This is a genomic window from Sinorhizobium sp. P24N7 (genome assembly GCF_042436655.1).
Classification (GTDB): domain Bacteria; phylum Pseudomonadota; class Alphaproteobacteria; order Rhizobiales; family Rhizobiaceae; genus Sinorhizobium; species Sinorhizobium meliloti_A.
The window spans coordinates 1-13,667 of sequence record NZ_JBHMIW010000023.1 but is presented as its reverse complement, the minus strand read 5'-3'; the positions used below and the strand labels follow the sequence as shown (position 1 = coordinate 13,667).

12 protein-coding genes are annotated in these 13,667 nt (G+C 61.9%); 4 read left to right on the top strand and 8 right to left on the bottom strand.

What is annotated here, in order from left to right:
* Positions 1–6: 6 nt before the first annotated feature.
* From ade to ACFHWW_RS30045, 8 genes are all read right to left on the bottom strand, one after another.
* On the bottom strand, positions 7–1,704 hold the full coding sequence (ade, locus tag ACFHWW_RS30080) for an adenine deaminase (protein WP_379942913.1): 1,698 nt from the start codon (positions 1,702–1,704) through the stop codon (positions 7–9).
* A gap of 87 nt (positions 1,705–1,791) precedes the next feature.
* On the bottom strand, positions 1,792–3,120 hold the full coding sequence (locus ACFHWW_RS30075) for an aspartate aminotransferase family protein (protein WP_018095695.1): 1,329 nt from the start codon (positions 3,118–3,120) through the stop codon (positions 1,792–1,794).
* Between the two features lie 90 nt (positions 3,121–3,210).
* Positions 3,211–3,744, bottom strand: coding sequence for an AAA family ATPase (locus ACFHWW_RS30070; protein WP_379942911.1), 534 nt, complete (start codon positions 3,742–3,744; stop codon positions 3,211–3,213).
* Between the two features lie 142 nt (positions 3,745–3,886).
* A complete protein-coding gene (locus ACFHWW_RS30065; protein ID WP_020487479.1) occupies positions 3,887–4,231 on the bottom strand; it encodes a helix-turn-helix transcriptional regulator in 345 nt (114 codons plus the stop codon).
* A 118-nt stretch (positions 4,232–4,349) separates the two neighbouring features.
* On the bottom strand, positions 4,350–5,093 hold the full coding sequence (locus ACFHWW_RS30060; protein ID WP_018095692.1) for a HugZ family protein: 744 nt from the start codon (positions 5,091–5,093) through the stop codon (positions 4,350–4,352).
* 33 nt (positions 5,094–5,126) lie between these two features.
* Complete coding sequence (gene choV, locus ACFHWW_RS30055; protein WP_338282750.1) at positions 5,127–6,176, bottom strand: choline ABC transporter ATP-binding protein; 1,050 nt, start codon at positions 6,174–6,176, stop codon at positions 5,127–5,129.
* Positions 6,173–7,018, bottom strand: coding sequence for a choline ABC transporter permease subunit (gene choW / locus ACFHWW_RS30050; RefSeq protein ID WP_003535852.1), 846 nt, complete (start codon positions 7,016–7,018; stop codon positions 6,173–6,175). Before choW ends, choV begins: the two co-directional genes overlap by 4 nt.
* A gap of 155 nt (positions 7,019–7,173) precedes the next feature.
* A complete protein-coding gene (locus ACFHWW_RS30045; RefSeq protein ID WP_100671859.1) occupies positions 7,174–8,130 on the bottom strand; it encodes a choline ABC transporter substrate-binding protein in 957 nt (318 codons plus the stop codon).
* A gap of 312 nt (positions 8,131–8,442) precedes the next feature.
* Here ACFHWW_RS30045 and ACFHWW_RS30040 point away from each other — a divergent pair, with 312 nt between their 5' ends.
* The 4 genes from ACFHWW_RS30040 to ACFHWW_RS30025 all read left to right on the top strand — a co-directional run bounded on the left by ACFHWW_RS30040 (position 8,443) and on the right by ACFHWW_RS30025 (position 13,407).
* The gene (locus ACFHWW_RS30040) at positions 8,443–9,030 is read left to right on the top strand and encodes a thymidine kinase (protein ID WP_379942908.1); all 588 of its coding nucleotides are present in this window, start codon (positions 8,443–8,445) and stop codon (positions 9,028–9,030) included.
* 158 nt (positions 9,031–9,188) lie between these two features.
* Positions 9,189–10,277, top strand: a complete 1,089-nt coding sequence (locus ACFHWW_RS30035; protein ID WP_379942906.1) for a hypothetical protein — start codon at positions 9,189–9,191, stop codon at positions 10,275–10,277.
* 61 nt (positions 10,278–10,338) lie between these two features.
* Complete coding sequence (locus ACFHWW_RS30030; RefSeq protein ID WP_275597527.1) at positions 10,339–11,487, top strand: hypothetical protein; 1,149 nt, start codon at positions 10,339–10,341, stop codon at positions 11,485–11,487.
* 3 nt (positions 11,488–11,490) lie between these two features.
* Positions 11,491–13,407, top strand: a complete 1,917-nt coding sequence (locus ACFHWW_RS30025) for an AAA family ATPase (RefSeq protein ID WP_379942903.1) — start codon at positions 11,491–11,493, stop codon at positions 13,405–13,407.
* The last annotated feature ends 260 nt before the right edge of the window (positions 13,408–13,667 follow it).

Here is a 13,667-nt window from a genome sequence, read left to right as displayed (position 1 = left end):
CGACCCTCACCCGATCAGCATGAACCTGTCCACATCGACAAGCCCGCGGTCGGAAATCTTCAAATGCGGGATCACCGGCAGCGGCAGGAAGGCGAGTTGCAGGAAGGGCTCTTCCAGCGTGGCGCCCAGCGCAAAGGCGGCCTGACGCAGATGGTGTAGCGTATCGCGCACGCGCTCGTGCGGTTCTAGGCTCATCAGGCCGGCGACGGGCAGGGCGATCTCGCCGGTGACCTTGCCGTCCTCGACGACGACGAAGCCGCCTTTGATCTCGCCGAGCCGGTTGGCGGCGACAGCCATGTCCTCCTCGCTCACGCCGACGACACAGATATTGTGGCTGTCGTGGCCGACCGTGGAGGCGATCGCGCCCTTTTTCAGGCCGAAGCCCTGGACGAAGCCATTGGCATGATTGCCATTGACCCCGTGGCGCTCGATCACGGCGACCTTGATGATGTCGCGGTCGAGATCGACGCCGGTCCGGTTGCCTTCGGCGGGCAGGCGATATCGGCGGTGTTCGGTGATGATCTTGCCGGGCAGAACGCCGAGCACCGAAGTCTCGCCTTCATTGTAGGGGAGGCCGAAGTCCGCAGCCTTGACCTCGCGTGCCTTGACGCTGTCGAGCCCCACCGGCTCGACCGGCTTGCGCCCGGCGAAGAGAGCATCCGTAACGCGCCGGCCGGCGGAGAGGACGAGTTCGGCCTTGCAATTTTCCAGGCTGTCGACGACGACGAGGTCGGCGCGCCAGCCAGGTGCCACGAGGCCGCGATCGCGCAGGCCGAAGGCGCGCGCGGCGGAAATCGAAGCGGCGCGATAGATGGCGAGCGGCTCGACGCCGGCGGCGATGGCCGTGCGGATCATGTGGTCGAGATGGCCCTGCTCGGCGATATCGAGCGGATTGCGGTCGTCGGTGCAGAGGGCCAGATAGGGCGACAGCCGCTCGGTGAGAATAGGCATGAGGGCCTGCAGGTCCTTGGAAACGGAACCTTCGCGAACGAGGATGTGCATGCCCTTGCGTATTTTTTCGAGCGCTTCCTCCGCGCTCGTGCATTCGTGATCGGTGCGGATCCCCGTGGCGAGATAGCCGTTCAGTTCCTTGCCGCGGAGAAGGGGGGCATGGCCGTCGATATGACCGTCCTGGAAGGCATCGAGCTTGGCGAGGCAAACCGGATCCTTGTTGACCACCCCGGGAAAGTTCATGAACTCGGCAAGGCCGATCACCTTCGGGTGGTGGCGGAAGGGCGTGAGGCGCTCGATCGGCAGGTCGGCACCGGACGTTTCCAGATGGGTCGCCGGCACGCAGGAGGAGAGCTGGACGCGGATGTCCATGATCGTCTCTGTCGCCGAATCCAGGAAATATTGTATGCCTTCGGTGCCGAGCACATTGGCGATCTCGTGCGGATCGCAGATAACAGTGGTGACGCCGAGCGGCAGCACGCAGCGGTCGAATTCGTGCGGGGTGACGAGCGACGATTCGATGTGGAGATGCGTGTCGATGAAGCCGGGAACGACGATGCGGCCGGTAACGTCGATCTCCTCACGGCCCTGGTAGTCGCCGCAGGTGCCGACGATCCGCTCGCCCGAAACGGCGATGTCGGAGGCGACCAGCTCGCCGGTGACCAGATCGAAGAACCGCCCGCCCTTGAGCACGATGTCCGCCGGCTCGCGGCCGACGCCCTGATCGATGAGACGCTCCAGCGCTTCGGACATGCGTGCACCTCGTCCTTGATATTGATTTCATGACAATAACCCTCTCCCCGTATCCGGGGAAAGGATTTTGCCTTTGGCAGGAATGCCTCAGATATTGTTCTTCAGAACGTCGCGCAGCTTGTCGAAAAGCTCGTCGATCTGTTGCTTTTCGATGATCAGCGGCGGCGACAATGCGATGATGTCGCCCGTAGTGCGGATCAGCAGACCTTTCTCGTAAGCCTTGAGGAAGGCGGAGAAGGCGCGCTTTGTCGGCTCGCCGGCGATCGGCTCGAGTTCGACCGCGCCGATCAGCCCGATATTGCGGATGTCGATGACATGCGGGCAGTCCTTCAGCGAGTGCAGCGCCTCCTCCCAGTAGGGCGCAAGTTCGGCCGCGCGCGTCAGCAGCCCTTCTTCCTTGTAGGTATCCAGCGTTCCAAGCGCCGCGGCCGAGGCGATCGGATTGCCCGAATAGGTGTAGCCGTGGAAGAACTCGATCAGGTGTTCCGGCCCGGTCATGAAGGCGTCGTGGATTTCCGATGTCACGAAGACCGCGCCCATCGGAATGACGCCGTTGGTAAGCCCCTTGGCCGTGGTGATGATGTCCGGCTTCACGTCGAAATATTGAGCGGCAAAGGGCGTGCCGAGGCGGCCGTAGCCGGTGATGACCTCGTCGAAGATCAACAGGATCCCGTGCTTGGTGCAAATTTCGCGCAGCTTCTGGAGATAGCCCTTCGGCGGGATGAGAACACCGGTCGAGCCGGCGACGGGCTCGACGATGACTGCGGCGACCGTCGAGGCGTCATGCAGGGTGACGATGCGCTCGAGTTCGGCCGCGAGATCGGCGCCGTGCTCGGGCTCGCCGCGGGTAAAGGCGTTCTTGGCAGGCAGATGCGTGTGCGGAAGGTGATCGACGCCCGTCAGCAGCGTGCCGAACATCTTTCGGTTCGCGACGATGCCGCCGACCGAAATACCGCCGAAATTGACGCCGTGATAGCCGCGCTCGCGGCCGATGAGGCGGAAGCGCGAGCCATTGCCCTTGGCGCGGTGGTAGGCGAGAGCCACCTTCAAGGCGGTATCGACCGATTCCGATCCTGAGTTGGTGTAGAGGACGTGGTTCATGCCCTCGGGCGCGATGTCGACCAGCCGGTTTGCGAGCTCGAAGGCTTTCGGATGGCCGAGCTGGAAGGCCGGCGCGTAGTCGAGTTCGCCCGCCTGTTCGCGAATCGCCTCGGTGATCTTCGGACGACAGTGACCTGCATTGACGCACCAGAGCCCTGCAGTTCCATCGAGAACCGTCCGCCCGTCATGGGTGGTGTAGTACATGTCCTTGGCGCCGACGAACAGCCGCGGTTCCTTCTTGAACTGCCGGTTGGCGGTGAAGGGCATCCAGAAGGCTCTGAGGTCGTTGGGCGTGGTGTTCAGGCGGTTGGACATGTCTTTCCTCCTCGTCGAGTCCCCGGCAATCTGGATTTGCCGGGGCGGATTCTTTACCCGTTGGTCAAACTATCAGCCCGCCGATGGGCGTCAAGCCAGGCGAAACGATCCGCTTTCCACGGCCTGGATCACGGCACTCAGCGTGTCCTCCCGAGTGTGTCCTTCGGTCGGGAGAACATGCCGCTCGAGGGAGCCGAGCGATGAGAGCTGCTGATGAAGCGCCGCGATGGGCACCGGGTCTGTCAATGTGTCCCCGCCGCGCTGTTGGCAACGCCGGATGGCGACATCGAGCGGCGGACGCAGAACGACGTAGTGGAGCGGTGCCGTGATTTTCCTGAATGGTTCCAGGAACCACGGTCCGACGATGCCGTCCACAATGACGAAATAGCCGCCATGTGCGTAGGTTGCGGCCACTTTCGTCAACACGTCGACAACGACGGCGTTTTGTTCGTGAGCTTCGGGCAGATAGGGCGGTATCGCCCCGTTTTTGATGAAATGCCAGAAGTCGTCGCAGTGAAGATGGACCTTCGATGATCCTGGCTCTGCCGCGAGCGCCTGCGCTGTCGTGGTCTTTCCGGAGCCGGGTGGCCCGGTGAGAATGAGAATTTCGCTTTCAAGGTTCATGGCACGATCATGTAGCACGATGCTGCGGGCCAGTCTGCGACAGGACGGAGAAGGCCTGCTCGCCCGCCAAAAATGAAGCCCCGCGATCGGATCGGCGGGGCTTGATGAGGCATGCTGTTCGGTCGACGGACGTGCTGGGAGGTTACGCCGATTTGCGAACGAGAGGCTTTTCGTCCACGGCATCGGTGTCTTCGCCGTAGATGTCGGATAGTGCGCCCAGAATCTTCAACACGGCGCCGGACGAGCTCGAATAGTAGATCGTCTGTGCGTCACGACGGGTGCTGACCAGATTCTGCGCACGAAGCTTCGAGAGGTGCTGAGAAAGAGCCGATTGGCTCAGCCCGACCTTATGGGCCAGGGCGCCAACCGCCATTTCCTCCTTGACGAGAGAGTCCAGGATGAGCAGGCGTTTCGGATTTGCCATGGCCGAAAGGAAACCGGCTGCTATTTCGGCGTCCTCGTGTTTTTCAGGCGGAAGAGGCTGCATCGTGTGCTCCATGCGAGAATTCATCACACGTAGTTATGATTGATGAAGCACGATAATTAGCCGTGATGCATAAAAGGGCAACCACCCCCTGCAAGAAATGGGGGTAGCTAAGATGCGATTAACGGTAAAGTTTTTTTAGAATTGGCCGTAATTCGGCCGCGTCGGCAAGGGGCGTCTCGAACTCCAGGCGGCGCAGACGGTCGCCGTCCGACAGGTCGAGCCCTGCCGAATCGATGCCGACGATCTTCCAGTCGCCTTCCGGTGCGCGGCAATGAGTGGTTGCATAATATCGCACGGCTTCGGCGTGATCGGCGTTCATGTGCTCGATCGCGCCGCCTTCCATTTCCGCGATGGCGGCAGCGGCCGGCGAAGCGATGGCGAGATCCTCCGCCGTCAGCACATAGGCGCGGCCGAAGCCGCCATTGAGGCTTGCCCGAAGCGGGTTGAGACGGAAGAAGCCGAAGTCCGGAAAATCGGCATAGAGCTTGGACTTGGGGTGCCGGCGAAGGAATCGTTCGCGAAGACGCAGGTGGAGCGCGCAATCGCGCGGGACGGCCTCCGCCTCGCACTGGACCGTCAGGCGCGGATGGGCGAGCGGGTCGCCTTTGCCCGGCTCACCGGTCAGCAGCGAAGCGCGCCGGTCCGCCGTGAGCGCTTGAGTATGCGTCGACAGCCGCGACACGAGGATGACAGGCGTTCCGTCGATATCGATGCCGACGAGTACACGGCTGACGAAGGGAAAACCGTCGCTCCCCGGCTCGATCCCGGCAAGCGCGCCGCTTCTCGCCGAACGAAGAAGCACCCGGGCGAGCTTGCGTGCTTCCTCGTCCGTCTCGCGCAGCACACTGGGTTTCTCGCTCATGATCGACTCCTTCCGGCGGGCCAGCGTGCCGCTTCAACTTTTGTTGCGGTGGCGCGTCAATCCTTCGACGATGTTCTGGGCGTCGATGGTCCCGACGACGGAGCCGTTGTCGACCACACCTATGCTGCCCGGCTGACGCGACATGGCGTCGAGAATATCGACGAGCGGCGTAGTGGGCCTGGCCGTTGCCGAAACGCCGGTACTGGCGGCGGCTCGCCCGACGCCGGTCTGCATCACATCCTTCGCCGTCAGCATGGTGATCGGGTTCATGTGCTGGACGAAATCGGCCACGTACTGATTTGCCGGCTCCTTCACGATCTCCTGTGGCGTCCCGCACTGGATGATTCTTCCGCCTTCCATGATGGCGATGCGGTTGCCGATACGGAAGGCCTCGTCGAGATCGTGGCTGACGAAGAGAATCGTCTTTTTCAGCCGCCGCTGGAATTCGAGCAGTTCGTCCTGGAGGCGCGTGCGGATCAGCGGATCGAGAGCCGAGAACGGCTCGTCCATCAGCAGGATCGGGGCGCCGGTCGCGAAGGCTCTTGCGAGGCCGACCCGCTGCTGCATGCCGCCCGAGAGCTCGTTGACCTTGCGGTCCGCCCACTTGGCCAGGTTGACGAGTTCAAGCTGCTCGCCGACGCGCTTTCTTCGTTCGGCATCGGCAACGCCGGCCAGTTCGAGCCCGAAGCCGACATTGTCCGCCACCGTTCGCCACGGCAGAAGCGCAAACTGCTGGAACACCATCGAGACCGTATGCATGCGGAAGTCGCGCAGAGACTTGGCGTTGCAGCGATAGGGGTTCAGCGATCCGTTCGCGGTCTTGACCTCGACCTCGCCGCGCACCACCGGCGCGAGGCCGTTGACGGCCCTGAGCAGCGTCGATTTGCCGGAGCCGGACAGCCCCATCAGAACGAGGATCTCGCCTTCATTGATGGTCAGCGAAGCGCCGGCGACGCCCAGTACTAGGCCTGTGGCGGCACCGATCTCGTCGCGCGTCTTGCCCTGGTCGACCATCTGCACCGCAATCTGCGGGTTTTTGCCGAAGATGATGTCGACATTCTTGAAAATGACGGCGTCGGTCATGCGCCTTCTCCTTCATCGGACGAGCGGAAAAGACGGTCGAGAACGATCGCGAGAATGACGATACAGAGACCGGACTCGAATCCCCTTGCGATGTTCACCGTGTTCAGCGCCCTGAGGACGGGCACGCCAAGACCGTCGGCACCGACGAGCGCTGCGATCACCACCATCGAGAGCGACAGCATGATGGTCTGGGTCAGGCCTGCCATGATCTGCGGCATGGCGAAGGGCAGTTCGACCTTGCGCAGCACCTGCCAGGGCGTCGCGCCGAAGGATTCGGCGGCCTCGACCAGCGCCGGCGGCGTCGAGATGATGCCGAGCCGCGTCAGCCGGATCGGCGCGGGAATGGCGAAAATGACGGTGGCGATCAGCCCCGGTACCATTCCGAGTCCGAAAAGGATCAGCGCCGGAATGAGGTAAACGAAGGTGGGGATCGTCTGCATCAGGTCCAGAATCGGCCGCATGATCGAGTAGATCCAGGCACGGCGCGCCGCAGCTATGCCGAGGGGCACGCCGACGGCCATGCTGACAAAGGTTGCCGCAAGAACCAGCGCCAGCGTTTCCGTGGTCTCCTGCCAATAGCCCTGATTGACGATCAGGAGTAGCCCGAGACAGGTGAAGGCGGCAATGCCGAGGGAGCGGCGGAACCACCATGCGAGCGCCGTCACGACGGCGATGATGATAAGCGGGTGCGGCGTCTGGAGGATGTAGAGCAGGACCGAAATGATCGCCGAAAGCACGTTGGCGAGCTGGTCGAAGAACAGGTTGAAATTCGTCGTCAGCCAGTCGACGAAAGACTTCGCCCAGGCGCCGATCGGGATGGGGTTTTCAGTCAGGAATTCCACGAAACAGGGTCCCTCTTGCCAGGGTCAACACTCAGGTCAAAAGACCGGTGGAAAAAAGGCGGGGTGTTTCCCCGCCTCACTGCATTTCCCATATCGAGCCGATTTGAGCACGGAACATGCAGCAATTCAAAATGCCACGCGTGATCTGCCGCCGGTCAGAGGCCGAGGGCGGTCTTGACCGCGGCCAGTCCGTCGCCGCCATCCTTGGTCGTGACCCCCGCAAGCCAGGGTTCGATGCTCTGCGGATTGTCCTTCAACCACGCGGCCGCAGCTTTCTCCGGGTCTTCGCCGTCGTTGAGGATCTTGCCCATGATCTCGTTCTCCATCTGGAGGGAGAACGAAAGGTTCTGGAGAAGCTTGCCGACGTTCGGGCATTCGGTCGTGTATCCGGCGCGCACATTGGTGTGCACCGTCGCGCCGCCGTAATTCGGGCCGAATACGTCATCGCCACCGGAAAGATAGGTGAGCTTGAAATTGGCGTTCATCGGATGCGGTTCCCATCCGAGGAAGACGATCGGGTCGCCGGACTTCTCGGCGCGGGCGACCTGCGCCAGCATCCCCTGCTCGGAGGATTCGACGACTTCGAAGCCCTTGAGATCGAAGGTGCCCTTTTCGACCATGTCGATGATCAGGCGGTTGCCGTCATTGCCCGGCTCGATACCGTAGATCTTGCCGTCGAGTTCGTCCTTGTGGGCTGCGATATCCTTGAAGTCCTTGATGCCCAGTTCCACGCCCTTGGCATTGGTCGCAAGCGTGTATTTCGCGCCTGCGAGGTTTTCGCGCACCGTCTCGACGGATTTATCCTCGCGGTAGGGGGCGATATCCGCTTCCATGGTCGGCATCCAGTTGCCGAGGAAGACGTCGATGTCCTTGTTCTTCAGCGATGTGTAGGTAACCGGCACAGACAGGACCTTCACGTCCGTTTCGTAGCCGAGCGCCTCGAGGATGGTCGTCGCGGTCGCCGTGGTCGCTGTGATATCGGTCCAGCCGACGTCGGAGAAGCGGACCGTGCCGCAGCTTTCCGGTTCGGCTGCAAAAGCGCTTCCGGCGGTCAGGGTTGCCATGCAAACGGCTCCCGCCAGCGTGAATTTGAGAGAAAGCGTCCTTATCATCGTCGTCGTTCCCCTGCCTTGTGTTCTTTTTTTAGCCAAACACCAATGAAGCGTTAGCCAAACACCAATGAAGCGCGAATTCAAGCGCCCCGGCGTTTAAAGAAGTGTATTGCCTCAGTACATTAACGGGATGCACAAAGCGACGCCTGATGTCGCAATGCCCGCGAAATACCGCCCCCCCCCCCGATGCGAGCAGGACTTGCGGGCCATCGCATGTGCGCCCTCTCGGAAATCTGTGAGTCGCTGCGGGATGCTCTGGTCATCGGACGCGTGCCCCGTCATGTAGCGGGCACGATGTCCGGAGATGGGACCATGTCCAAACTTTATTTCAGCTATGCGACGATGAATGCGGGCAAGAGCACGCTGCTCCTGCAGGCCGCCTACAACTATCAGGAGCGCGGCATGCGCGTCGTGATGCTGATCGCAGCTTTCGACGACCGCGCCGGCCAGGGTCGCATCGCGTCTCGCATCGGGCTGGAATCGGGGGCGATCCCCTTCCGCAGCGAGGACGATCTCCATGCGCTGATCGAGCGCCTGAACGGCGACGGCTCCGGTGAAATCGCCTGCGTCTTCGTGGACGAGGCGCAGTTCCTCGGTGAAGATCAGGTCTGGCAGTTGGCGCGTGTGGCGGATCGCCTCGGCATTCCGGTCATGGCCTATGGCCTGAGGACGGACTTCCAGGGCAAGCTCTTCTCCGGCTCCATGGCTCTGCTCGCTATCGCGGATGAGCTGCGCGAAGTCAGGACCATCTGCCATTGCGGGCGCAAGGCAACGATGGTCGTTCGCCTCGACGGCCGCGGCAAGGTCATGCGGGAGGGCGCTCAGGTGGATGTCGGCGGCAATGAGAAATACGTCTCCTATTGTCGTCGCCATTGGGAAGACCGGATGCACGAAGGGTGACGCGCAAGCCGGCCGGCGGCGATGCACCGGCCCTACTGTCGTGCGCTCGAAAAAGCGGCCACCGCCCTTGTCGATCCGTGCTAAACATCCTTTATATAAGTGCAATCAAGGGCTGAAATAGTCCGCTCGCACTGCTGGCTGGCTTAGGGGAGAAGGCAATGGCGACGCTTCAGAATTTTGACACCGAGATCGAGAAGACCAGAACCGTCGTCAAGGAGATGCGCAGCAAGCTCGAGCAGTCCGGCGTCGTTCTCGAGCAATTCGCCAAGGCGGACACCAAGCTCGGCGACGTCAATTTCGATATCGAGAACGCCCGCATTCAGGACGTCGTCAACCAGCAGAAGGTGATGGAAGCCAACATCGCCGATCTGATCATCGGACTGGAGGACGCCACCAACGTCTTCGGTGCCGAGTTCGAAAGCATGAAGAGCTACACCGGCTACGAGAAGTTCATCGGAATCTTCTCGAAGCAGAAGATGCAGAGGCTGCGGACCGATCGCGTGCGCAACATGTCGCTTGCCGGCAACCTGCAGGAACTGCTGTCGAAATCGGATACCATCGTCGGCATCCTCAAGGACCAGAAGGCGATTCTCGACCAGCGCTACAAGACCTCCGAGCAGAGCCTCATCCAGGTGATCGAGCGCCGCAAGGGCACGATGGCTGCGCTGGAACAGACTCAGAAGCGGATCGAAGAGCTCAACCCGCTGCTGCTCGATATCGAGAACAGGATCGCCGCCTCGACAGACCAGAAGACCCGAACCGACCTCGAAGGCGAACGCTCGCAGCTTGCGACCGAATACAATGAAAAGCAGGCGAAGGAACAGGAGCTTCTGGCCGAGAGCCAGACGCTCGAGCGCTACACGGCCATGTTCCAGACCTTCGTCGATTCTTTGAACAACCAGATCGCCGCCCAGAACACGCTGATCAACAAGCTTACCATCGACACGGAACAGCGCATCGTTCTCTACAAGGCACTGGAAGATTCGTTGAAGACGGCTGCGCAGCAGGACGTGGCGCACAAGATCAACACGCTCGGCAGTCGGGTGGACACGGCCGCCGAGGAGACCATGGCCGGGATCGGCGCGGCCGCACAGCGCCACATCGGCGATTTGCTCGAGATGCATGAAAAGAACATGCTCGCGACGCAGGATATCCAGCGGCGCAAGAAACTCGCCGACGACGCCTTCGCGCGCCGCTTCCAGACGGTGATGGACAAGCATAATGCAGCAAATTATGTGAAGCAGTGATCGGCAAGGCGGCAATGATCCGATCTGCGACCGCCTTTCGGCATTTGCCGGGAGAGCTGCCATGAATACCGCCATTCCTTCGGCCGTCAGGCAATATTTCGGCTCCGTCCGGGCGGCGCTCGCAGGGCTCGAGCTCTTCCTCGGAGACCGCAATTCGCCGCTTTACCGCGACAGCGTCGTCGGCGAAGTCATCGGTCCCTATCTTGCCCGGCTGAAAGCCTCGATCGCCTGCTGGGAAAACCGGATCGGTTTCGTCGAACAGTTTCGCATCTCGCGCGCCGAAAGCGGCTTTCCGGTTTTCCAGAACGTGCTGGAACTCGAAAACGACCGGCAGAATGCGGAGAAGCGGCTTGCGAGCATTCCTTCCGCCGATGCGCTGCGCGAGGAAATGGTCGATTTCATCCTGAGGCAGAGGGCGTTCCCCGAGGCGCTTCAGGTTCGCATGGCCGAAAGGCTCTATCTGGAGCAGATCGGCAAGGGGGATATCTTTTCGCCGTTCATCCTGCCGGAGACGATCCGGGTCGCGGTCAATCCGAAGACGATGCGGCCCTATTACGTCGTTTCCTGGGGCGCGTTCGACGGCAGTCAGACGCTGCCGATGATCTATATGGCGACGATCGAGGATTCCTCGGAGAATATCGTCGAGATGCTGGTGACCGAGGATGGCAAGCTCAATCCTGGAGTCGAGATTCCGCTGCCGGTCGGTGGCCTGCTCAATCCGGAGCTCGCAAGCCGTTTCGACGATTTCGCCTCCAAGAACAGCGCCTATTCGCTGACGCCGGCGACGATCGCCACAAATCTCGACAGGGACTTCCCCGAACTGCATCCGAAGCAGCTTCGCCGGATCGTGCTCGGCCCCTTCTATTCGGCGGGCATCACCGAGAACAATGCGAGGGTCAACGACATTCTCTCCAGGGTGCGCAAGACCGAGAATGCGTGGCTGCTCACCTGGACGGTGCAGGAGGTCTTCTCGAAGGCGGAGCGGCCGGCAACGCGTGGCTTCTGGTCCTCCACCCAGGCGCAGGAGGAGTTCCACATCGACACCACGGATCTGGAGGCGGCGCGCATGGGGGTAAGCGCGTATGAGAAGCATGCACTGGTGCCGCACGACGCGTACCAGGCGCTCTATGCCTCCGGCGAGGCCGCCCAGGTCTTCGGCGATTACAAGGTGCATGTCATATCCGGCAACCAGGTGGTGAGCGAGGTCTGAGCCATGGCATTGAACACAGGGCTGACGACGCTGCATGAGGACGAGATCGCCAGACATCAGGCGGTGGCGCAGAGCCTGGTCACCAAGCTTGCCGTTATCGAGCGGGACGATGGCGCGGCCGCCACGCCGCTGGCAGGGACGGGGCGCCGTTTCGTCTCGACGGTATCGACCGGCGGTCAGCGCCGCAGCCGCGAGGTCGAACTCGCGCGCACCATCCAGGCGGTTCGCAGCGCCGACCCGCTCCTGTCGCCGGCGCAGCATTCGGTGCTCTATCGCACCCGTCGCGGCATCCAGGTGGCGCTGGCTGTTGCCGATGTCTTCGCGCGGCAGACGAACCTTGAACAATTGCAGGCGCGTAACGCCACCGCGCCGCTTACCGGCGAGGATGCGGCTCATTTCAAAGCGCTGCTCTCCGCTTCGGCCTATATCGCCGCCTTCACGCTTGCCGCCTATCTCGGCGCGACGCTGCAGGAAGAGGGCGAGCCGGTGGACGATGCCGCGGAGCCGCATTTCCTTTTCGACACGCCGCAGGATGCGCTGAAAACCATGGTCGCCGGTCTCGACCGCAGCATCGCCGGTGCGCCGGACGAGCTCGCGCTGGTCGCACGAGCCCGGGCCTTTTCCCGCATCGCGATCGAGGGTCTGATTGCGCGCAAGGCGCGTTTCACCGGTCTGCAGAATTTCGAGAGCGTGCATATCCGGCTCGACCAGGACGATTTTACGCTCAACGGTTTCGACGTCGCGCCGGGGCAGAAGCGCAAGCCGCTGGTGATGACCTTCAAGAAGCCCGAGGAGATCATCGGCAATCACATCGCCAAGTACCAGGCGCTGAAGCTCGCCAAGATGCTGATGGCCTACGACTTCGACCGGCAGATGAACCCTTTCGTCGAACTCGGCGGCTTTCTCTTCACCTTCATCGGCGACGGCATGCCCGGTACCGGCAAGACGATCCTGATCCAGATGCTAGCCGGCATGCTGCACGAATATTGCGGCATCGCCGGTTATCCCTTCCATTACGAGAATTTCGGCGTCGACCAGATTTCCTCCTATCAGGGCAAATCGGGCCAGAACTGCAAGGAATTCGTCAACAACGTCGTGAACCCGCGGGTGATCGGCTTCGGCACGATCGACGATGTCGACCAAGTGGCGGCAAAGCGCTCCGACGACCGTGCCTCGGCCGGTCAGCACGAGGTGACGGCAGTGCTGATGGAGAGCTTCGCCGGCGCCTCGACGGTGGTGCGCGGCAACTGCACCTTCGGCATGTTCTCCAACTATCCCGAGAATGTCGACGACGCGCTGCGCCAGCGGGCCGGTGCGCGCTGGCTGGTCGACGGGCCGCAGACGGAGGACGACTACATCGACATCTTCGCGCTGCTCGTCGGCAAGAACCACAAGATCCCGCTCGGCGAGCACGATCTCTACGCCGGTCAGGAGATCAAGCGCGCCGTCTCGCAATCCTATGCCGCGCATGCGCGACCGCAGGAGGAGGGGCTTGCCGCCGTCTGGGAGCGGTATCAGAAGGAGAAGGGCAAGATCGCCACGCTCGCCGATGTGGGCGCGTATCTGCACATGATCAAGGAGGCGGAACCCCGCTTCACCGGGCGCGCCATCAGGAACATCACCGATGCCGTCAAGCTGAGGGCCATGGACGTCGAACTGCCCGACGACTGGTTCCGGGACGCCGGCTCGTTCATGCATAGGTCCTACGACGAGAAGAAGGCGATGATCGAGCAACTGCGAGGCCCGATCACCATCGACATGGTGCTGCAGGAAATCAACCGCTATGCGGATAGCGAGTTCCGCTACACCGACAAATCCGACGATGCGGCCGTCGGCGAGATCATCCGCCGGGAGCGTCAGCGCGAGAGGGCGATCCGAGAGATCGAGACGATGAAGCGCGAGGGCAGGTGGCAGGGATGAAGGTTGTGTTCGCGGCATTTGCCCCTCACCCTAACCCTCTCCCCGCGCGCGGGGAGAGGGCTAGGGTGAGGGGCAACCCGCAGGTTCAGACCGGGTAGATTGTCGACAGATTAGACCGGGATGATTGTCGACAGTTAGATTGGCATCTGAGGGGGACCTTTTGATGCCGTTTAACGAGACTTGTCGGATGGAAGAGCGGGTTCGGATGCTTTCGGATTATGACAGCGGGAACTGGAGCGTTTCGGAGCTTTGCCGTCGAT